General features: G+C 39.3%; 16 protein-coding genes, 5 tRNA genes and 1 other RNA gene. 6 read left to right on the forward strand and 16 right to left on the reverse strand.

What is annotated here, in order from left to right; genetic code table 11:
* Positions 1-3 precede the first annotated feature (3 nt).
* Complete coding sequence (locus AAEZ22_RS03185) at positions 4-816, reverse strand: sterol desaturase family protein (RefSeq protein WP_352296134.1); 813 nt, start codon at positions 814-816, stop codon at positions 4-6.
* The gene (locus tag AAEZ22_RS03190) at positions 813-1,256 is read right to left on the reverse strand and encodes an SRPBCC family protein (protein WP_089368931.1); all 444 of its coding nucleotides are present in this window, start codon (positions 1,254-1,256) and stop codon (positions 813-815) included. Before AAEZ22_RS03190 ends, AAEZ22_RS03185 begins: the two co-directional genes overlap by 4 nt.
* Before the next feature lie 96 nt (positions 1,257-1,352).
* Between AAEZ22_RS03190 and AAEZ22_RS03195 the strand changes: the two genes are divergently transcribed.
* The gene (locus tag AAEZ22_RS03195; protein ID WP_352296137.1) at positions 1,353-2,351 is read left to right on the forward strand and encodes an AraC family transcriptional regulator; all 999 of its coding nucleotides are present in this window, start codon (positions 1,353-1,355) and stop codon (positions 2,349-2,351) included.
* 106 nt (positions 2,352-2,457) lie between these two features.
* Here AAEZ22_RS03195 and AAEZ22_RS03200 read toward each other — a convergent pair whose 3' ends face one another.
* Genes AAEZ22_RS03200 through AAEZ22_RS03215 form a run of 4 tightly spaced genes read right to left on the reverse strand, consistent with a single transcriptional unit; the run spans position 2,458 to position 6,741 of the window.
* Positions 2,458-3,624 (reverse strand): FAD-dependent oxidoreductase, encoded by a 1,167-nt coding sequence (locus AAEZ22_RS03200; protein WP_058372620.1) that lies wholly within the window; start codon positions 3,622-3,624, stop codon positions 2,458-2,460.
* A complete protein-coding gene (ubiH, locus tag AAEZ22_RS03205; protein WP_352296140.1) occupies positions 3,621-4,811 on the reverse strand; it encodes a 2-octaprenyl-6-methoxyphenyl hydroxylase in 1,191 nt (396 codons plus the stop codon). The genes AAEZ22_RS03200 and ubiH overlap by 4 nt, the downstream gene beginning before the upstream one ends.
* 15 nt (positions 4,812-4,826) lie before the next feature.
* Positions 4,827-6,149, reverse strand: a complete 1,323-nt coding sequence (gene pepP, locus AAEZ22_RS03210; protein WP_352296143.1) for a Xaa-Pro aminopeptidase — start codon at positions 6,147-6,149, stop codon at positions 4,827-4,829.
* Between the two features lie 28 nt (positions 6,150-6,177).
* A complete protein-coding gene (locus AAEZ22_RS03215; RefSeq protein ID WP_182683824.1) occupies positions 6,178-6,741 on the reverse strand; it encodes a UPF0149 family protein in 564 nt (187 codons plus the stop codon).
* A gap of 289 nt (positions 6,742-7,030) precedes the next feature.
* On the opposite strand from AAEZ22_RS03215, the gene ssrS reads away from it, so the two are divergent.
* Positions 7,031-7,212: non-coding RNA, 6S RNA (ssrS, locus tag AAEZ22_RS03220), on the forward strand.
* 138 nt (positions 7,213-7,350) lie between these two features.
* On the opposite strand, the gene AAEZ22_RS03225 is transcribed toward ssrS, so the two are convergent.
* From AAEZ22_RS03225 to AAEZ22_RS03260, 8 genes are all read right to left on the reverse strand, one after another.
* On the reverse strand, positions 7,351-10,434 hold the full coding sequence (locus tag AAEZ22_RS03225) for an efflux RND transporter permease subunit (protein ID WP_011327260.1): 3,084 nt from the start codon (positions 10,432-10,434) through the stop codon (positions 7,351-7,353).
* Positions 10,431-11,732: an efflux RND transporter periplasmic adaptor subunit gene (locus AAEZ22_RS03230; RefSeq protein WP_352296146.1), complete on the reverse strand. Its 1,302-nt coding sequence runs from the start codon at positions 11,730-11,732 to the stop codon at positions 10,431-10,433. Before AAEZ22_RS03230 ends, AAEZ22_RS03225 begins: the two co-directional genes overlap by 4 nt.
* Positions 11,722-13,140, reverse strand: a complete 1,419-nt coding sequence (locus tag AAEZ22_RS03235) for an efflux transporter outer membrane subunit (protein ID WP_179807624.1) — start codon at positions 13,138-13,140, stop codon at positions 11,722-11,724. The genes AAEZ22_RS03230 and AAEZ22_RS03235 overlap by 11 nt, the downstream gene beginning before the upstream one ends.
* A 320-nt stretch (positions 13,141-13,460) precedes the next feature.
* Positions 13,461-13,536 (reverse strand) — tRNA-Phe (locus AAEZ22_RS03240).
* Between the two features lie 297 nt (positions 13,537-13,833).
* Positions 13,834-13,909: transfer RNA gene (locus AAEZ22_RS03245), tRNA-Thr, on the reverse strand.
* A gap of 59 nt (positions 13,910-13,968) precedes the next feature.
* Positions 13,969-14,044: transfer RNA gene (locus AAEZ22_RS03250), tRNA-Phe, on the reverse strand.
* Between the two features lie 224 nt (positions 14,045-14,268).
* Positions 14,269-14,344, reverse strand: a tRNA-Thr gene (locus AAEZ22_RS03255).
* A gap of 72 nt (positions 14,345-14,416) precedes the next feature.
* Positions 14,417-14,492 (reverse strand) — tRNA-Phe (locus AAEZ22_RS03260).
* A gap of 251 nt (positions 14,493-14,743) precedes the next feature.
* Here AAEZ22_RS03260 and AAEZ22_RS03265 point away from each other — a divergent pair.
* Entirely contained in the window at positions 14,744-17,518 is a 2,775-nt protein-coding gene (locus AAEZ22_RS03265) for a hybrid sensor histidine kinase/response regulator (protein ID WP_182677163.1), read from the forward strand.
* Between the two features lie 55 nt (positions 17,519-17,573).
* Here the strand turns inward: AAEZ22_RS03265 and AAEZ22_RS03270 are convergent, their stop codons facing one another.
* Positions 17,574-17,846: an oxidative damage protection protein gene (locus AAEZ22_RS03270; RefSeq protein ID WP_011327256.1), complete on the reverse strand. Its 273-nt coding sequence runs from the start codon at positions 17,844-17,846 to the stop codon at positions 17,574-17,576.
* Between the two features lie 34 nt (positions 17,847-17,880).
* On the reverse strand, positions 17,881-18,942 hold the full coding sequence (gene mutY, locus AAEZ22_RS03275) for an A/G-specific adenine glycosylase (RefSeq protein ID WP_182677203.1): 1,062 nt from the start codon (positions 18,940-18,942) through the stop codon (positions 17,881-17,883).
* A gap of 174 nt (positions 18,943-19,116) precedes the next feature.
* Here mutY and trmB point away from each other — a divergent pair, with 174 nt between their 5' ends.
* The 3 genes from trmB to arcA all read left to right on the forward strand — a co-directional run bounded on the left by trmB (position 19,117) and on the right by arcA (position 22,434).
* The gene (gene trmB, locus AAEZ22_RS03280) at positions 19,117-19,842 is read left to right on the forward strand and encodes a tRNA (guanosine(46)-N7)-methyltransferase TrmB (RefSeq protein ID WP_089367781.1); all 726 of its coding nucleotides are present in this window, start codon (positions 19,117-19,119) and stop codon (positions 19,840-19,842) included.
* Positions 19,843-19,931: 89 nt separating this feature from the next.
* On the forward strand, positions 19,932-20,957 hold the full coding sequence (locus tag AAEZ22_RS03285) for a methyltransferase (RefSeq protein ID WP_179807626.1): 1,026 nt from the start codon (positions 19,932-19,934) through the stop codon (positions 20,955-20,957).
* A 760-nt stretch (positions 20,958-21,717) separates the two neighbouring features.
* On the forward strand, positions 21,718-22,434 hold the full coding sequence (arcA, locus tag AAEZ22_RS03290; protein ID WP_011327252.1) for a two-component system response regulator ArcA: 717 nt from the start codon (positions 21,718-21,720) through the stop codon (positions 22,432-22,434).
* The last annotated feature ends 4 nt before the right edge of the window (positions 22,435-22,438 follow it).

Genomic DNA, 22,438 nt, shown 5'->3' on the forward strand with positions numbered 1-22,438 from the left:
CAGTTAATTGGAACTTGTAGGGTAGCCAAATATCACTTTTAGCTTTGCCGTTACCCCTTTTGCTTTAAATGCACTTTTTACTAAATAAGCCCATTGATGAAAAGTTATGGTCAGTGGGTTGTTACTATTTAACTGCCCAACAATACCGTACTTACACGGTTTATCGGCTTTTTCCTCGGCGTAAGTGCCAAATAACTTATCCCAAATAATGAGTACACCGGCAAAATTTTTATCTAAGTAGCCGGGGTTAATAGCATGATGTACTCGATGATGCGATGGGGTGTTAAATACCTTTTCAAACCAGCCTAGTGTATTTACCGTTTGGGTATGCACAAAAAACTGATAGGCCAAATTAAGCGCCACTACGGTAAATACACTCAGCGGATCAAAGCCGATTAATATCATTGGCAACCAAAATAACCACATACCCGCAAGCGGATACATTAAGCTTTGCCTAAATGCGGTTGAAAAGTTCATTTTAGTTGAACTGTGATGCACCACATGGGCAGCCCATAACCAATGAATATGGTGTGACGCTTTATGAAACCAATAATACAAAAAATCTTGTAGTAAAAAAGCGCCAAATATCGTCAGCACCGACAGTTCAATATCAAATAACCTATATTGATGCAGCCAATAAAAAAATGGCATTAGCACAATTAAAGCAATCGCATCGCACCCTTGGTGCATAAGCGCCAGTGCTGTATTCGCCAAGCTGTCTTTTATGTCGTAATAACGCCGATATTTAATAAATTCATAACTTACAAAAATAATAAATACAGGACTAAGGGCAAGTAAAATTATTTCTATGCTCATGATATGTTGCCCTTAAAGTTGGCTTTTAGTTTATTAAGCGCTTGTGCTATATCTTTTTTAATAAAAAATTTAATCACTAGGCTTGGCAGCCACCAAGGTGTTTTACAGCGTATGTTATAGGTAACTTCGGTGCTTGTTGGGGCATTGTCACTAACGCAAAAATAAATATCGCCACGATGCTCTGCAACTGGTTTATTACCTATTATTTGATAACTAATATGATTGCTATCGGCGCTAATTATACGCTCTTCAAAGCGAACTCCTGCCATTATAACTTGCCTAATAGCACCTTTACCGCCAATAATTTCGCCTTCATTTTGCTTTTTTAACAGGACAAATTTAGCATTAAAAAAACGTTCTAATTGCGCATGATCAAGCAAAGCGTCTCTGACTTGTAGAGGCGTTGCTGCAATCTTTTGTTTTAAGGTTATTTGTATCATTTTTATATAATAAGTATTTTCATAATGCCCTACCATATAAAATTTTTTCGTGGCAAACTTGCTGTTACACGACCATTTTTTAGCTTTAGGCGACAAATGAGCACACTTGCCGATCATTATTTTTCAAGCTGTATTGATTACCTTGAAACACTTGGACTTAATAGCCAAGCTGTTTTGTCGGCTATTAACTTTAATGAATACAGTAATAAGCAAGCTCAGCAACTCGCGCCACGCATTAGCTTAAACAGTTACAACGCACTGCTAAATTATGCTCAGCAAACTCTAAACGAGCCTTTGTTTGGCTTTAAGCTTGGTCAGCAAATTCGAACTGCCGACTTTGGCATATTGGGTTACTTAATTGAATCGAGTAATAACTTAGCCAGCGCTATTACCGCACTGCTTAACTACGACAGTTTAGTTGCAGATATTGGAAGAGCAGAGTTTGAACAGCAAGGTGAGTTGGCAATTATTCGTTGGCTACCTAATGCTAACTGTAGCCCACAGGTTATTTTACGTAATATGACCGCTTGGGTAAGTGTTATTCGACAACTATTAAACCCACAGCTATCGCCCAGTACTATTTATTTTACCCAAGCTTTTACCAGCAATGAAAAAACAGTACTCACACACTGGTTTAACTGCCCCGTTAAAACTAACGCACAGTATAACCAAGTGGTATTTCCGAGCAGTTATTTAGCACTGCCATTTAAAACCGACAATACGCAAATTAATTTAGTGCTTAAACAGGTTTCTGAGCAGCAACTTTCACGCTTTAAAAGCCAGCAGCTACTAACCGAAAAAATTAGCCAGTTATTTATAGCTAAAAATGACTTAATCGACTGCAGTTTAATACGCACAGCAGGCGCACTAAACATGACCCCGCGCACCTTGCAACGCCATTTAAAGCGCGAACAAATATCGTTTGCCGACTTACTTGAGCAAGAGCGTAAAAGGCGCGTAATACTGTGCATTGGCAAAGAGCTATTAAGTAACATAGCAATTAAACTTGGCTTTAACGACCAAAGTTCATTTAATCGTGCTTTTAAACGCTGGTATAACTGCACCCCACTGCAATATATAAAAAACACTACCTAAAAACATTACCTAAAAAATTAAACGTTACTTAACTCTTTAATTCAACATAGGTAATAAAAAGCCGCGGTTAAAATAACCACGGCTTTTTATTCGCTTACTAATACGCTTACTTTCCTATCGCTTCTTTAGCAAACAAATGCTTTATTGGGCCTAAGTTATCAACCATTGAAAGCCCAACTCCACGAATTAGTTTTTTAATTGGGTTAGCACCGGCAAATAACTCTTTTAAAGAGTACATCATGGCAATGTGTTTTTGCGCATCGAGTTTACGGGTGCGCTCGTAATCACGTAAAGTACGCGTGCTGGCAAATTCTTTATTATCACTTGTTAGTAACTCAATTAAATAAGCGGCATCTTTTAGGCCTAGGTTCATCCCCAAGCCTGCAAGCGGATGAATCGTATGTGCAGCATCGCCAATTAATACGACTTTACCTGCAACCCATTGCTGGGCATAACGCATTTTAAGTGGAAATGCAGCGCGTACACTTTGCACTTCACACAAACCACATTGGCCGTCTATTGCCGCCATAATGGCTTTGTTAAACTGGTTGTCGTCCATTGCTAATAGCTCTTCACAATGCGTTGGGTTTGTAGACCACACAATTGAATGGGTGTTGGCATCGCTCAACGGTAAAAATGCTAATGGCCCGCTTGGTAAAAACACTTGGCGTGCGGTATTGGCGTGTGGCTCTTGGGTTTTAACTGTAGCCACCAATGCATGGTGGTCGTAGTCTTTAAAGCTCAGCGCCATATTAAACTGCTTTCGAATTGCCGAATTTGCACCATCGGCGGCCACCAGCAGCTTTGCAATGATTGGCTCACCACTTTTTAAAGTAACAAATACATCCGATTCGCTTTGGTGTATTTGCTGATAACAAGTGTCGAACATCAGCGTAGCATTTGCCTGCTGCTCCAACTCCTTTATAAGCGCGTAGCAAATAATATCGTTTTCAACTATATGACCTAAATGATCAAGCTCTAGTTGCTCACTATTAAAAGCTATTTTGCCAAAGCTGTCTGCATCGCGCACATCCATATGGGTATAGGCACTAGCACGCAAAGCAACTATGTGTGGCCATACGTTTAATTGTTCAAGCAAGGTTTGACTCGCAATACTCAGCGCACTTACGCGCATGCCGTACTCGTCAGTTGGCGGTGTTTGCTTTGGCGCAGCGTCAAGTACGACTACGCTTATACCCGCTTTTGCCAACCCAAGCGCTAAGGTAAGCCCTACGCTGCCACCACCTACAATACATACCTGTGCTTGTTTCATAAACCTTGACCTTGTTTAACTTGCCCCATTAACTGCTTAGCTAATGGCGCTTTTAAAGAGGGGAATAAATCCATCGAAAACAACCCAATACTACGGCCAAGTGCCAGTATGCGTGATGAATTTGAAAAAAGCCTTACTAAACCATCTGTTAGGGTCATCACGTTATTTATATCAGCGCTGCGCTGCTGTGCATACTCGCGAGTAAATGCATAACTGCCTAAGTCATTTGGGCTCTGGGCAATTAAGTTACTAAGTACTTGTACATCTCGCAGGCCTAGATTAAACCCTTGCCCTGCAATGGGATGAATTGCATGCGCAGCATTACCTATTACTACCGTGCGGTGCGCAATAAGCGATTCTACTTGCCCATACACTAAGGGGTAATTAGCACGCATACCCACTTTAGTAAATTGACCACCGCGATAACCAAAGGCACTTTGTAGTGCGCTTATAAAGTCGCCTTCACTTTGTGCCATGTGCTGCTCAACGTGCTGTTGCTGCATACACCACACCAGTGAATAGCGGTTGTTGCTCATAGGTAATAGCGCCATGGGGCCATGTTGCGTAAATCGCTCAAAAGCATGGTTATTATGCCCACCAGCTACTTCTATATTGGCAATAATAGCCCCTTGCTCATAAGCTTGAGTGTTAAACTTAAGTCCAAATAAGCTACGAGTTGGCGACTGTGCACCGTCGGCAATAACTAACAGCTTGGCGGCTATTTGCTCGCCACTTTGCAAAGTAACTATATTATTATGTAATTGCTGCTCAATGGCACTTACGCTATCAGGGCAATATAAACTGATATTTATTTGAGCGTTTAATAATTGATGTAACGAGCGACCAAACGGGTTTACTTCAACCACATAACCAAGGGCATCTTTAGCAAACTCTTCACAGTTAATATCTGCTTTACCAAAATGGTGACGATCAGACACACTTACTTTTTTAATTGCTGTAGCGTACGGTGAATTTAACGCAAATAAATTTAAGCCTTGTAAGTACTCTACCGACTGCTGAGCAAGTGCTATGCTTCTATCATCAAAGCTCGGGTGATAGTCATTACTTACTTCATTCGCCTCAACAACAGCAATACTAAGCGCGGGATTTATTTTAGCCACGCTTAACGCACAGCTAGCACCGGCTAAACCGCCACCAATAACAACAACATCAAACTGCTTAGGCACTTTTTTCTCCTAGTCTTATGCGCTTTTATTGCTTTGCATAAGTGCTTCTATATCGCTTATGGTTTTTGGCGCACTTAGGGTGAGATTTTCATAACCACTTGGGGTTACTAATAAGTTATCTTCAATGCGAATACCAATACCTCGGTATTTTTGCGGTGCATTTGAATCTTCGCTGATATAAAGCCCAGGCTCAATGGTTAAAACCATGCCCGCAGCAAATGCGCGTTCGCTATTATTTTGTTTGTAGTCGCCTACATCATGTACGTCTAGGCCTAACCAATGTCCAAGCCCGTGCATGTAATATTCTTTACAGGCTTGCTTTGCTATTAACTCATTAAAGTTGCCAGTTAAAATACCCAAATCTAGTAGACCTTGGGTCATTACTGCCATTGCTAAAGCATTAGCATGCGACATATAACCGCCGGGTTTAATTTCTGCAAACGCTACTTCTTGCGCTTTAAGAACAATATTATATAACGCGGCTTGCTCGGGGCTAAATTTACCATTCACTGGAAATGTACGTGTAATATCAGCAGCGTAGCCTTGTAGCTCACAACCTGAGTCAATTAATACTAGGTCGCCACTTTTAAGGGCGTCGCTGTTTTGGGTGTAATGTAAAATATTGGCGTTGTCGCCACTACCAACAATAGTGCCATACGCTGGGTGCCGCGCACCATGCATTGCATAATGATGATGTAGCTCTGCTTCTAATTGATACTCGGTTGCACCGCTATGGGCAAAACACATTGCTCTAACATGGCCTTGCGCGCTAATTTCGCAGCCTGCGCGCATAATGTTTATTTCACTTGGTGATTTAAATAAACGCATTTCGTGAATTAACAAACGAATATCTTTAATGGTACTTGGCGCTGTGTCACCTTTTTTAGGGGCGCTGCGCAGAGTATTAAGTAAAGAGAAAACACGCCCATCAAAAGCCGAATATGCACCTTGCGCATAATATAAAACCGCTTTGCCATTGAGCAAATTAAATAACTGTTCACTCAACTCACTTAATCCATGGGTTGCATCAAACAAATATTCGTTTTTTGCTTTTTCAAAGCCTATTCTACGGCCATGCCATACTTCGGCTAGTTTATCTTTATTAAGGCAAAATAATGTACTGGGGGTATCGCTATTTGGAGCAAGTACAAGTACGGCATCGGGCTCATTAAAACCAGTTAAGTAAAAAAAGTCACTGTCTTGCCTAAATGCATAGTGAGTGTCGCGGCTGCGCGTAACTTCGCTCGCCGCAGGTATAATTGCTACACTGTTACTATCCATTTTTGCAAGCAGACGCTCACGACGTGCTTTAAACTCTGACTTTTGTATTTCAACCATGTGCAACAAACCCGTTTAACTTAAACTATTAATGAAGTGTTTTTTTAGTGCTAGCAGCACTTTGATCTTTACCTAACTCTGCAAAGCAAAGTAATGCCGACACACGTACATATTCAATCACTTCATGTAGTGCTTGGCTGTCTTCTTCAGTTTCTTCAAAGGTAGTATCAAGGCGAGTAATTTCGCTAAAATCGGTAATAACTTCTTTTACATCGGCTGATAATTTACCGTAATCTTTTTGCTTTAAGCCAAAGCCAAGCATAAAACCTGCAACCCAAGAAACCAAGCCATTAGCCTGATCTATAAGTGTTTCATCGTCGCTGGGTAAAAACAAATCAAACGCAAACTCCTCATCATTAAAACTAGCAACGACCTGCTTATAAATGCTGCCAAAAAACTGTTTTAAATTATTACTAAACGAATCACCATCGTTAAACACATCGCTTAACAGCCCTAGGTATTCTTTGTCGTCAATCGTTAACCCACAAGCTAATAAACCACTAATTACACCGTGCGCTTCGGCCGGTGATACAAATATTTCGTTTTTTTCTAATAATAATTGGGCTTCTTCGTAATCTGGTAAATCGCTCATTGTCATATCTTCATTTTGCTAGTTAAGGCAATGCTACCACTCGATAAAAAGCAACTCCAATAAATTCTATAATCAAAGCGCTTAAGGTGCACTATTAAACGCTTTAATAGCGGCAGCTATTTACTGCTGCGGTATGACTTTATTAAGCTCAGTATATAAAAAACATATTTATGGCTAAAAAGCACACTCATAAGTAAATAACTAATGATAAGTGCACAATAACCACGCAAACAAAATAATATTTTGCTTTTGGGGTTTAAGCTTTCGATTATGTCTTATATACTGGATTTGTTCCCTGGGGTGCTGGAGCTTGGTTAAGTCCCTGAGCCGATAAATTTTATACCAGGGTTTCTGTTCGTATACTATTGTGCAAGCTCGGCATGTACCGAGAAGCCTACGGTAAACCGCAGATTCCCGCCCTGAAACCTCAAGGTTTCAGGACTGACACCAACACCACACTTTGGGGAACACCTTCTTATTTTTATAATCCCTCTTATTATTTATTTGTCTTTTTTGTTATAACTTTCTAAATTATTTTTATAATCTTTGGCAAAAAAAAGCTGCAAGTAATTCCTTACTTACAGCTAAACTCTAAATGCTTACACTTATTTACTTAAACCAACCCTGAAAACGCTCCATGAGCATATAATTTACCGGTACTAGCAATAAAGTAATGAAGGTGGCGAATATAATTCCAAAGCCTAAGCTCACAGCCATAGGAATTAAAAATTGCGCTTGAGTCGCTTTTTCAAATAATAACGGCATTAATCCTATAAAAGTGGTTAAGCTAGTTAGCATAACTGGGCGAAAACGTGACGCGCCGGCAAGTTTAACTACCTCAATTAATTCAATCCCTTCTGTGCGTTTTTTATTAATATAGTCAACTAATACCAGCGAGTCATTAACCACTACGCCAATTAATGCTAGCATGCCAAGCAAGCTCATAATGGTTAATTCCATTCCCATGATCCAATGCCCTACTACAGCGCCTATCATGCCAAAGGGTATAACACTCATTACTATTAATGGCTGTAAATACGATTTAAACGGTATCGCTAATAGCGCATAAATAATAAAAAATACAAATACTAACGCCCAAGCAAGTGAACCAAACGACTCTCTTTGCTCTTTTGCTTCTCCTTCTAATGCATAATCAACTCCTGGGTATTGCTGCATTAGCTCATCCAAATACTGGGATAAATCAGCTTGGAGTATGGTCATGTTAGTGTTGCTTTTTTCTATATCGGCGGTCACATTTAAAGTACGGTAACGATCGATTCGATTGATAGTAGACGGGCTTTGCCCTGTAATTAAAATAGCCACATGCGATAAAGGCACTGAGCCACCGGCAGGTGTGTTTATGAGTATATTTTGTAAGTCGGCTACCGAGCGTCTTTCATCAATAGGCAAACGTACCATTACGCGCACATCGTCTCGCCCACGTTGGATCCTTTGTACTTGCGAGCCAAAAAACGAGTTACGCACTTGCCCTGCTACATTTACTCTATTTAAACCCAGCGCTAAGCCTTGCTCTGTAAGCTCTATTTGTAACTCTTCTTTACCATCAGACATACTATCGGCAATATCGAATACAGTTGGGTAGGTCGATAAACGCGTTTTAATATGATCTGCCACGTCTTGTAAAACCTTTAACGATGTACCGCTAAGCTGCACATCTATTGGATCTGAACTACGACCTATTTCGGCTCTAAAGGTGAGACTTTCAGCGCCGGGAATAACGCCAATTAATTCGCGCCATTCACTGGCAAGCTCGCGTGAGCCTATATCTGAATCACGTTTTTCAGCTGGGGTAATTTCAAAGCGTACTGCGCCTGAGTTAGATACTCCGCCGCGCCCGCCCGTTGTTGCTAAAATATTTAAAATAACGCTCTCCCCCGTATCAGGGTCACGGTATTTTTCTTGTAATTGCTGCGCCTTTTGCGACATATCAATCACGTACTTATTAGTTACTTCAAACGGCGTGCCAGCAGGCAGGGTTAAGTTTACCCGTACGGTTTCGCTGGGAATACGTGGAAAAAATACAAACTTAGTCCAACCACTGGTGATCATAGTTAAAATAATTAAAAACACGCCAACAAATAAGCTCACCGTTGCCAGTTTATGGCGCAGAGCTAAATTAAGAATAGGTTGATAATATTTTAAAATCGCACTTTCAAAGCCATCAGCAAAACGTTGCTGTAGCAGATCAAACTTTGATTGCTTACCTTTTTGGTGACGTAGCTTTATATATTTTAAATGTGCAGGTAAAACAAATTTAGATTCAATTAAAGAAAACAATAATACCGGAATAACCACCACCGGAATTTGTGCAAATAAAGCCCCGCGTGCACCTTCAATAAAGGCTAATGGCAAAAAGGCCGCTACCGTGGTTAATACACCAAAAGTCACTGGCGTTGCTACTTCTTGGGTACCTAATATGGCAGCTTGTTCGCCCGATTCGGCTGTTTTTAAATGGGTGTAAACGTTCTCTCCGGTGACTATGGCATCATCAACCACAATACCGAGTACTAAAATAAAACCAAACAAGCTCATTACATTAAGCGTTACGCCAAAAATAGGCATAGCAATAAATGCCCCCATGAACGACACCGGAATACCAATAAACACCCAAAATGCGATAGCTGGGCGTAAAAATAAGGTTAGCAGTGCCAGCACTAAAATACCGCCTTGCAAGGCGTTAGTGGTGAGTGTGGCAATACGGCTTTTAACTAGCTCTGAGTCGTCATCCCAATAACTTAATGCAAAACCTTGCGGCAATGAAGGTTGCTGGGCATTTATATAAGCTTTTACTTCATCGGCAACAGTAATTGCACTTTGTGGGCCTATTCGGTATACGTCGATAAAAGCGGCTTGTTTTCCGTTAAAACGTGTACGCACTGGGGTTTCTTCAAAGCCGTCATTAATTGTGGCTATATCACCTAAGCGAATAATAGTACCGTCGCTTTGGTTTTTAACCACTATGCTGGCAAATTCATCTTTTCGGTATGCTTGTCCTTTTGAGCTAATAAGTACATCGCCACCTTGGGTTTTTAAGTTACCCGCAGAAATGTCTGAGCTTGAGTTAGCAACCGCATTAGAAATTTGCGCCAGTGTTAAGTCATATTGGCGCAATGTATCTTGGCTTACTTCAATAGCCAGTTCGTAGTCGCGCACGCCACTTAACTCAACCTGCGTTACACTGGGTAAACGTAATATTTGATCGCGTACTTGCTCTGCATACTCGCGAGTTTCTTTTTCGCCATAATCACTAGATACAGTTACCGCTATAACCTCTCGTTTTCGCTCAGCTAGAGCAACGATGGGTTTTTCAGCATCCCCAGGAAAGGTATTAATAGCATCAACACGGCTTTTTATATCAGCGAGCAACTCTCGAGGATCGTAGCCGCTTTCCACTTCAACAGTGACAGAGCCCGAACCTTCAGATGAGCGGCTAAATATTTGCTTTATACCCTCTAAATCTTGTACAGACTCCTCTATACGTATAGTGACACCTTGCTCAACATCCTCTGGCGTCGCGCCACGTAAACTAACCTGAATGCTGATCATATCGGTTTCAAACGAAGGAAATACTTCGATCGGTATTTTCGTCGATAAACTAAACAGCCCAGACAGCAACAAAGTTACTAACAATAAATTGGCAGCAACATGGTTTTTGGTAAACCAAGCAATCATGGCTTATCTCCTTGCTTTGCTGCGCGACGTTTTTTTACTAGCTCTGCAACACTAATGCCTTGCTCTTTTGCTTGTTGTGCTAATTGCTCTGCTGTTGGGCGTTGCTTCATACTTTGTGGTTTAGTCGCTTTATTATCTTCGCCTAAAATATTCACTTGTGTACCCGAACTAACTTGGCCCAGTGGCGTAATAACAAGTTTATCACCTGCTTTTAAGCCGGTTTTTATCATTGCAAAAGCGGCATTTTGCCATGCAAGCGTTATATCTTTACGCTTTAATACTCCCTGCTCAACAATATAAACGTAAGACCCCTGATAAATAGTGCTATTTGCAATAATAAGTGCATCAGAAACTGTTTTTCCGGTGATCTGCGCTTTAACGTATTGCCCTATTTTTATTGGGTATTGATTACTTTGTGTTGCTTTATAAGGGTCATTAATTTTAGCAACCACGTAGAGTTGCTGTGCACTTTCATCAATAGCACCTTCGGTACGCGCCAACTGCCCTTGCCATGTTTGCTCACCAACTAAATCAGAGCTAAATTTAATCACGGATCCGGCCTGGTTTTTAGCACCGTCGCGGTACTGCTCAGGTAAATTAATAAAAGGTAGGTCTTTGTTTCTTATTGGCAACCGAATCTCTACGCTGTCTATTGCGTAAATAGTAGCAAGCTGAGTATTGTTGCTAACAACTTGGCCTAAATCTACATTACGACTAAGTACTCGTCCTGCAAAAGGCGCTATTATTTGGGTACGTTCTAAGTTTAACTTGGCTTTTTCAAGTGTTGCTTGCGCCGATAATACTTGTGCTTGTGCTGCAGCTAATTGTGGCTCACGTAGCACCAAGCTACTTGCAGGTTTATCATTACCTAAACGCTGCCAATCTGTAATAGCCTGCTGCCCGCGGGCTTGTTCTTCTAAAAGGCCTTGCTTTGCTGTTAATAAGTTAGCCTGTGCCGATTTAACCTCTGCTTGATAGTCTCTATCGTCGAGTTGGATTAGTACCGCACCTTTTTTAAAAAAACCACCTTCTCTAAAGTCATCGCTTATATTTATAATTAAACCCGATGCTTGAGCAACTAATAAGCTTTGTGTACGTGGTTTTACTGTGCCGTAGCTGTCTACCATCACTTGATAATTTTGCGGCTGCAACATTTGAACTGCTACGTTAATTGATGCTTTTGGTGGTGCACCAAAGCGATTAGCTTCTGGCGGGTTACCTTTAATAAACATGACGATTAAAATAGTGGCAATAATAACCGCGATTGGAATAATAATTTTTGCTATTTTAGTTTTCATTGCTATTACTCTGTAGTTCGGTTGAAGTGTTTGCAAAATCGCCACCAAGGGCAAGGTGTAAATTAACTCGGTTTGCTATCAATTGATTTTTAATACTAATTAAGGAGCTTTGAGCATCGAACGAGCGCCCTTGTGCATCAAGCACTGTAGTGTAGCTAACCAAGCCACTTTGATATTGCTCAAACGATAATTGCTCGGCAGCAAGGGCATTTTCTTGTGCTTCTAGCGTGCTTGTATATTGCGCTTTAAGTGATTGCTGTAGCGTAATCGCATTTTCTACGTCGCTAAAAGCATCGTAAAGTGTTTGTAAATACTGCTGCTCTTGTTTTTGGCTATTTAAACGCGCAATTTCTTCATTCGCTTTTAACCGGCCACCATTAAAAATAGGCGCTGAAATACTGCCAAGTAATGACCATGCTAGGCTAGATGGCGAAAACAAATCGCTTACTCTATCAGTAGTATCACTTAAACTTGCCGTTAAATTTAAACTTGGAAAACGTTGCTTGTGAGCATAAGCCAAGTTTGCATCACTTGCTAAAAGCTGATACCAATTTGCACGTAATGTTGGCTTTCGGGTAATTAACTCTGAGGGTAAACCTAGTGGAATGTCGGTATTGATAACTGGTAGGTCATTATTTGCCGAGATAATTCCTTTTGGATAATCTCCCAATAAACGCTCAAGTACTCTTGCTGTAGTTAATAAGCTAGCTTGCTGAGTAGCAATACGTGAACGCTCATTATTTAGCTCGTTGCGAGCTAAATAAACATCGAGTGCTTCGTTTAATCCTTGACGATAACCTGACTCTATAATATCAAGATTTTGCAAAGCATTGGCTTCTCGGCGCTTATATAAATCAAGTAATTGCTTTGCGGTTACTACATCAAACCAGCCCTTTACTACATCGGCAACTAGCTGTTGTTTGGCTTGTTCAAAGCGCGCCTGTTGCGCTAAGTAGTTTAAATTAGCTTGGCGATTAAAATCTGACAGCTTGCCCCATAAATCAACTTCGTAACCTAAATTCAAGCTCACTGAACTTGCATTATTATAACTAATTGGGCGGTTATTCTTACTGCGGCTAGTACGCGCAGATAAGTCCAAGGTTGGCCACAATGCAGCGCCCGACACAATTAACTGCTGCTTTTGGATCGCCACATCGTAACTACTTTGTAAAAGCTGCTGGTTATTTTTAAGTGCCTGCTCCACAAATTGATTTAACTGTGGATTTTGTAATTGTGTAAGCCATTGCTGTTGTACGTGTAATACCGGCGCAGAGGTTTTTTGTTGCCATTGCTGCGGTACATTACTGGGTGCTTGTTCGCGCTGCTGTGAATTTATATTGCTCGCACAGCCGCTGAGCAGCACAATACTGAGTGCCAATAAAGTTGGCTGGTATTGTTGCCAAATCATAATTAAACCTGAATTACTGCTATTTATAATGTAATTCAAGCACTTTGAACTAAAACGCTCAACTTACTTTACATAACATTACATAATTAGCCATAAACTATCGGATAACTATTTATACTCTATTTCGGTATTAATGATCACTAAGTTCATTAACTGTAAAGTTGAAAGTAACTATAAGCAGGTTTATATAATTAAGGGGTTGGTAAGTAGTGTATGAGCTTAAAATTTTCTGGAACAATTTTAAGCTGTATAGAATGGCCTGCAGGGAAAAATAATACCGTAAAAACAAAAAACCTCACAAGAGTGAGGTTTTTAATAAATGGTGCCTCGACGCGGAATCGAACCACGGACACGAGGATTTTCAATCCTCTGCTCTACCGACTGAGCTATCGAGGCACATAAACTGTGCGAGTTAACTAAATATTCTAAGTTAACTTTATACTAAACTAATTTAGTAAATAAATAGTGCCGACTAACCGAGTCGACGGTAACTTGAACAGACTACTGATTACAGCTTTCTTTTCAAATTACATTATAAATGGTGCCGACTAACCGAGCCGACGGGTAACTTGAACAGACTACTGATTACAGCTTTCTTTCCAAATTACATTATAAATGGTGCCGACTAACCGAGCCGACAGGTAACTTGAACAGACTACTGATTACAGCTTTCTTTCCAAATTACATTATAAATGGTGCCGACTAACCGAGTCGAACGGTTGACCTACTGATTACAAGTCAGTTGCTCTACCAGCTGAGCTAAGTCGGCACACAAAACTGTGTGCTAAGGCACTTTATCAATTTTAAAGATTGATAACTTTTAATAAATGGTGCCTCGACGCGGAATCGAACCACGGACACGAGGATTTTCAATCCTCTGCTCTACCGACTGAGCTATCGAGGCACATAAACTGTGCGAGTTAACTAAATATTCTAAGCTAACTTTATACTAAACTAATTTAGTAAATAAATAGTGCCGATCAACTAAGTCGACAGGTAACTTGAACATATTACTGATTACAGCTTTTCTTTTCAAATTACATTATAAATGGTGCCGACTAACCGAATCGGCGGGTAACTTGAACAGACTACTGATTACAGCTTCCCTTATTCAAATTACATTATAAATGGTGCCGACTAACCGAGTCGAACGGTTGACCTACTGATTACAAGTCAGTTGCTCTACCAGCTGAGCTAAGTCGGCACACAAAACTGTGTGCTAAGGCACGCATAATACTGTTTAATATCTTTGATTTCAAACACTATTATTTAATAATGGTGCCCAGACGCGGAATCGAACCACGGACACGAGGATTTTCAATCCTCTGCTCTACCGACTGAGCTATCTGGGCGTGCGGCGTATTAAACGAGTTTTACCGATACAAGTCAACTTTTTTTTCATTCTTAATAACTGTTTGCACGGTTTTTATGCAACTCGGGACTTTTTTAATTAATACCGCTCATTTATACTACAAACCAGCAAAAAGTAGCATCATAACTTTAACTTAAACTATGCTAATATTATTGTGTATTTTTTACATCGTTCTATTCAAAGTACGGTAAAGGCTTACCGTGTTATTAATATACCAATTAGGAAAAATCCATGCAGAGTAAGTTCTCTTCAGTGATAAAAGGTTTGTTACCTCTTTTTTTATTAAGTAATGTAATTATAACCATACTATTTATAATTGCCTTTTCACTTTATTCTCAAAGTGAAGCAAGTACTAAAAAAAGCACACCGCTTATTGATATTACTTCACTGGCTAACAAGCTAGAAGCACCTCTTGTCGACGCTTTAACCATTTACGGACAAGGTAAAGTGCAAGAGCTGCTTGAACTTACCTCTATATTTAGTGACAATTTTGAATACACGCTCTATCGCTTTAGCGCTACAGCACAAACTGAGCTAGTGTATAGCACTAACAAACCTGCAATTGCTGCTATTAAACTTAACGAGCACTTAGTTGATCAAGGTGTACTGCATAATGTTTTAACGCTTAACGATCAACCTATTGGCGAGCTTATTTTAAAGCAAAAAAAATCCCCACCTACATTAACTAAACAAACGTCATTATTGAGCGCCTATTTTATGGCTTGTATAGCGGTTATTACATTATTTGTATTAGCGCTGCTATTAAATCAATATATTAATAACCGTTTACGTAAGAGTACGGGCTTACTCAGCGAAGAATTACAGGCTATAACTGATAGCAGTAATTTTAACAGCACTGTAAATGAACAGTTAGGCAATGGCTTGAATGTGATTGCACTAAATATTAATTTTTTATTAAAAAAAGTACAGGCAGCTTTATCTGAGAATGAAAAAACTCAAAAAGAATTACAAAAACTGCAAAACAATCTCGAAATTGAAGTGCAAACTCGAACCCTTGCACTTGAAAAAGAAACTTTAAATGCGCAAAAAGCGAGTGAAACTAAAACAACCTTTTTAGCGACTATGAGCCATGAAATTAGAACCCCTATGAATGGCGTTATAGGGACTATAGATTTACTGCGCCAAACAAATTTAGACGGCTCACAATATCGTCTTAGTACTATTATTCGTGAATCTGCATTTTCTTTACTGAGTATTTTGGACGACATTTTAGATTTTTCTAAAATTGAAGCTGGTAAACTTAATATTGACCCTATCCCATTTTCTGTCACCGATACGATTGAAGAGGTGGTGCGCGTACTTTCTTCTATAGCCAAGCACCGCGACCTCGATTTAAACCTATCAATTGCTCCTGATATCCCTATTAACCTTATTGGTGATAACACTCGAGTACGTCAGATACTATATAACCTATGCAGTAATGCGATTAAGTTTACGAGTACAACTGAGTCGCATAAGGGGCAGGTTAATATATCTGTAGAGGTAGCTCACAACACTGCAGAGCACTTCACTTTACGTTTTTGTGTAACCGATAATGGTAAAGGCATGAGCCAAGCGCAATTAAGAGAAATATTTAATCCGTTTATTCAAGCGGAAAGCTCAATAACCAGAGAATACGGTGGAACCGGCCTTGGCTTGTCAATTTGTAAAAGTTTAACCGAGTTAATGTTAGGTACTATATCGGTTAATAGTAATATTGGTATAGGCAGTGAGTTCACTGTAGAACTGCCATTTAGTACCTCAGGAAAAATTAAGTTCGCACATAAAAATAGCTTAGATGGCAGGCATATTGTTGTAGTAAGCAATAATGTTGACCGTGAAAAAGTAATCTATCGTTATTTATCATTTATGGGCGCTAAAATAACCTATGTGCATAACGAGCAAGAAATTGAGTCTCTGCACGATGCTAAAGATATCATTTGGGTTGTTGATGGTATTGATAATATGGACAGCATAAATGCATTTTTAAGGCGTTTACTTTACTCTTTAGAGGATAATAATCAGCAGGTTGTCGTTTTAAGCAAGCTAGATGATGCAGCTATTAATCATAAAAATATTTTTTATATTAACGCAACGCCATTATGTAAGTCTAACTTTATGCTATCAATACTTGTAGCTGCAGGTTTACATCAGCCTAAGCACATTAAAAAAAACATAGCATACGATAACCATTTAACTACAGAGCAAGCTTTAGCCGCTAACAAGCTTATTTTGTTAGTTGAAGATAACATTTTGAATCAGCAAGTTATAACTGATCAACTGCACATCTTAGGTTACGGTGTTGAAGTAGCTAATAACGGTGAGGAAGGGATTAATATGTGGCGAAAAGGTAACTATTCGCTCATTTTAACCGATTTACATATGCCGATAATGTCGGGCTGCGATATGGTCGAAAAAATCCGCAATGAGGCCGAAATGCTAGGTTCGGTTATTTCACAGCCTTATATAATAGCCGTGACAGCCAACTCTTTAAAAGGTGAAAAAGAACGCTGTTTAGCTGTTGGTATTAACGACTTTATTACTAAGCCGGTTGAGCTTAACGTTTTAGAAAATACACTAATACGCTGGAATGAAAAAAGTAATCACAAGAGCATAGACATACCACATCAAAAGCCAGCAATGCCAATAGATATGGATTCAGTAGCTAAATACATTAATGGCGATGACGCGAAGAAAATACGTTTTTTTAAAATGTATTTAGAGCAAAGCCAAGAGCTAATAAAGTCGATTAACTTTGGTGTTATGCAAAGCAACGTTAATGAGATTCTTGAGGGGTGTCATCAATTAAAGTCTATATCTAAAACCATTGGGGCGCATCGCGTCGCTGAACTGGCCGTCGTGTTTGAAGAGCAATGTAAAACAGATGAACTAAACAGCGATAAGTTAATTGATTTAAGAGATCAATTAGAAATTGAATATTCTAAAGCTGCTCAATTTTTAAAAGAGCAAATTAAAAGTGCCGAGCAGCAAGAACAACCGAGTTAATTAATTTAGGTATAAAAAAAGGGCTATTTAGCCCTTTTTTTATACCACATAACAATTACTTTTCTGGTGGTTTGTAGCCTTCAATTTCTACTTCTTTGTTTTCAAACAAAAAACCAACCATTTGCTGCTCTAAAAAGCTACGATGCTCTGGGTCCATCATATTTAAATGCTTTTCGTTAATCAGCATTGTTTGCTTGTGCTGCCACTGCGCCCAAGCCTCTTTAGAGATATTGTTAAAGATTTTTTCGCCTATTTCGCCAGGATATAATTGAAATCCAAGCCCTTCAGCTTCTTTTTGTAACTTTTGACAAAATACTGTACGTGCCATAATTAATTCTCTTTAGCGATAGTTATAAACAAGTCTAACCTATTGGTGCAATTTGTTTAACCAACTTTTTAGTTGGTGCTGCTAAACCCACCTCAATTGACTGATCTAGTGGGTACCAAACTAATTGTCGGTCGTTAATTACATCTGGAACTTGTACTACATTTAGCACATGTGGATTAATAGTAAGTTCAAAGTGCGAAAATATATGGGTAAAGGGTTCAAGCGCCACTAAGTCAGCTGTTAGCCCTTGCTGCGCTATAAACACCTCTAGTTCGCTCAACTCATTAAACTCAAAAAAGCCAAACAACCCGCCCCATATTCCTGAGTTAGGCCGTTTTTCCATGAGCACTTTATCATCATGTTTAATAATTAACTGATGGCAGCTTTTTTTCGGCACTGCTTTTTTAGGTTTTGAGTGTGGGAATGTTTTTACCTGCTGCGTTTTAAATGCACCACAGCGGCTACTTAACGGACATGCAGGGCAGTCAAAACGACTACGCGAACATAAGCTCGAGCCTAAATCCATCATAGCTTGATTAAACTCGGTTACGTTATTTTTAGGCGTTAGCTGCTCGCTCAAATGCCAAAGTTGGCTTTCGACTTTTTTAACACCATACCAGCCTTCAACCATAAAAAAACGGGCTAATACTCGCTTAACATTACCATCGAGTATGGGGTGATGCTGCCCAAGTGAAAGTGATAACACTGCACCGGCTGTAGAGCGCCCTATTCCGGGTAAATCAATAACCTCTTCAAGCGTTGTAGGAAACTGCCCCTGATACTTGTCACGAACTATTTTAGCTGTTTTATGTAAGTTACGTGCCCTTGCGTAATACCCTAAACCAGTCCAGTGATGCAGCACCTGATCTTCATCGGCGTTAGCTAAAGCAATAATATCGGGAAAGCTTTGCATAAACCTTTCAAAATAAGGGATAACGGTCACTACTTGAGTTTGTTGTAACATCACTTCAGACACCCATACTTTATAGGGTGTTTTTGTTAACTGCCACGGCAGCGTTTTTCTACCATGAAGGTGATACCAATCAACCACTTGGTTAGAAAACCAATCAGACTGCTGTTTATTTAAATCCAAAATAGTTTACTTTTTACGTATGCTCAATGGCGGCTCAGTTTATTGCAGTTAGTGAAAAGATCAAGCTATAGCGCCTCTATACACCTAGTAAAATCAGCTAGAGCTTGTTATCCATGGCTTGGTCAGGGATAATACGCAACCATTTTTTAAACCAGTTATTTTTGTCAGGCCAATAATATGAGTGAATCAAGTAACACTAATCTTGAGCAAGCAAAGCAAGAAGGTAAGTATATCCGCACTATTCGTAGTTTTGTAAAGCGCGAAGGTCGTTTAACCAAAGGCCAAGCTGCCGCTATCGAAAAATGCTGGCCAATAATGGGCTTAGAGCATAAAAATGGCATGCTTGATTTAAGCGAAGTTTTTGGCAATAACAATGATGTAGTGCTAGAAATTGGTTTTGGTATGGGCAAATCACTGGTTGAAATGGCAAAAAATGCCCCGCATTTAAACTTTATTGGCATAGAAGTACACCGCCCAGGCGTTGGTGCTTGTTTAATGGATGCTGATGAAGCGGGTATTACTAATCTGCGTATTTTTGAACACGATGCGGTTGAAGTTTTAGCCGATTGTATAGCAGATGAAAGTTTAACAACCTTACAATTGTTTTTCCCTGATCCTTGGCATAAAAAGCGTCACCATAAACGCCGTATTGTACAAGGCGAGTTTGTTGAAAAATTACGTTCACAGTTAAAAATGGGCGGTGTTTTTCATATGGCTACCGACTGGGAAAATTATGCTGAGCATATGCTTGAAGTAATGCAAGCTGCGCCTGGCTTTAAAAACCAGTCAGCAACAAACGACTACGTACCACGCCCTGATTTACGCCCGTTAACCAAGTTTGAGCAACGCGGCCATCGTTTAGGTCATGGTGTGTGGGACTTAATGTTTGAACGCACTAAGTAATCTGTATTTCGGATAATAAATACCTTAACCAACATTTAGGTTAAGTACATAACTCTGTAAATTATATAATCTGTAAGGTAAAGCCATTTATGAGCGTATTAACCAATCCAAGCCTACTGTTACTTCGCAATAGCGAAAAGTTAGTTGGGAAATCTATATTGGTGGTCAACTTTGTTCAAGATGGCTTTTTAGCCGAGCTTAAAAAGCGCAACCCTGAGAGTAAAATAACCGCCTTTAGCTACAATCATGCTAATGGCGAATTTGCCAAAAACACACCCGGCGTTGATGTATGTGTAAACCACTGTATTAGCGGTAACGACTTTGATTTAGTGATTCTTTACTATCCAAAATCAAAACCTGAAGTTCTTATGGCGCTTGATAATATACGCGCAGTAATTACAGCAGATGCTGAGTTACTGGTGGTTGGCGAAAATAAGAGTGGTGTTAAATCAATAGAAAAACAGCTTACTGATAAAGCTAATTTTAGTAATAAAATAGACTCAGCAAAGCACTGTGTTTTATATTCATTTGCAGAGCTTAAACAACTTAGTCAGTTTAATATTAGCGATTATCATAAGCCATTTACGGTCAGTGTGGCCGATAGCGAATTTACCGCTATCAGTATTCCTGGGGTATTTAATCACGGTAATTTAGATGTTGGCACTAAAATATTGCTTGAAAACGCTCCGTTTATTAAGCAAGGTACTGTGCTCGATTTTGGTTGTGGCGCTGGCTTAATTGCAACTTATTTAGGGCTGCAAAATCCGGCATTGAGCTTTGTTTGTAGTGATGTGAGCGCTTTGGCAATCTATGCAACAACGCAAACCCTTAAGCTTAATAACATTAAAGGCGAAGCCCTCTTAAGTGATGGACTTACTAACATTACAGGTAAGTTCGATCTTATTATTAGTAACCCACCTTTTCATACCGGTATTGCAACCGACTACACAGTGGCTGAAACCTTTTTAGCCAATGCTAAACAGCACCTAACTAAAGCAGGTAAGTTGAATATTGTTGCTAATAGCTTTTTAAAATACCCGCCAATTTTAGAAGCACAATTTGATAACTATCACACCGTGTTTAAAAATAATAAGTTTGCCGTTTACAGCAGTTAATAATGCTCATGTTTGAGCACCTCACGTGCTCAAACTTATTTATAAAATTAATTACCCTCCTGAATTTTTACCGCTTAGCAATAATAGTCAAAATATTGAGGGGAATAGTAAAATCAAGTATTTGACCTTTTTATAACAAATAAATAAGGGTAGGGTACGAGAACTATTTCAAGCCGTCTATCTGCTGGCAAACCTGTTAAGTAATATCCAAGTAAACTCTGAGCGTAAAACAGCTTTTATAGTTAAAGTAAAAACGACACTCACCAACAACACCACAGCTTAAATAACGTACTGATTAATTATAAGCATGCTCTTGAATTTTAACTTTATGACCTCATTAATAGAGCATTCGTTATTCAACTATATTATTTAGTGAATTAACTGCTTAAAGTTAAATATTTTCTGAACTTTAATGCTTTTAAGATATCACATACATTGATGAAAGGTTGGAAAGTGATATAATTTCGTTTTGAATTAGTCTGATTATTTTAAGTATCTTTACCTGATTGATGGATGTATCAATTACTAAAGGGAAATGGCTTTGACTTTAATAATTCAAAATATGCATCCAATTTTAAAGATCAATTAAACAGTAGCTTTACTCTATACCTTTTAAGTAGGCTGTGCGGATCCTGCTGTTTTTCTCTAATTGTTTTTACTTGTTAACAATTAGATATAATCCTATACTCTTTTAGTAATCGGTTTATAAAACTATACCGGTTTTTTTTATAAATAAAACACACCAAAAGGTTAATTAAAAATGCAAACGCCAGTCATTCTGATAGTAGAGGATGAAGACGTAACTAGACTAAACCTCGTTAGTTTATTTGAAGCTGAAGGTTACAAAGTTATTGAAGCCATTGATGGCGATGACATGCATGATAAGCTTACAAATAATGACGACGTCAATCTTGTAGTTATGGATATCAATCTACCGGGTAAAAACGGGCTAATTTTAGCACGTGAGTTACGCCAAAAACGCAAAGTCGGTCTTATTTTCTTAACAGGCCGTGACAATGATGTAGATCGTATTTTAGGCCTAGAAATTGGTGCTGATGACTATATTACTAAACCGTTTAATCCTCGCGAATTAACTATTCGTGCGCGTAATTTAATTACTCGTACTGCCCTAGGTGGTGAAGAGTCTGCACTTGAAACAAATGGTGTAATTACGTTTAACGGTTGGGAACTTGACGAAAACAGTCGCTGTCTTACTTCTCCAGGTGGAGACGCAAAACGTCTACCTAAAGGCGAATACAGAGCACTGCGTTTAATGCTTGACTCTCCAGGTCGTATTTTTAGCCGTGAGCAATTAATTAAACACATGACTGGCCGTGAGCTACGTGCAAACGATAGAACAGTTGATGTTACAATTCGTCGTATTCGTAAGCACTTTGAAAGCGACAACTCAACAACTGAGTTGATCAGCACCATTCATGGTGAAGGTTATCGCTTCATTGGTAAAATCGACAGCTAATTAG

The sequence above is a fragment of the Pseudoalteromonas sp. 20-MNA-CIBAN-0454 genome (genome assembly GCF_040308685.1).
Taxonomy (GTDB): Bacteria; Pseudomonadota; Gammaproteobacteria; order Enterobacterales; family Alteromonadaceae; genus Pseudoalteromonas; species Pseudoalteromonas nigrifaciens.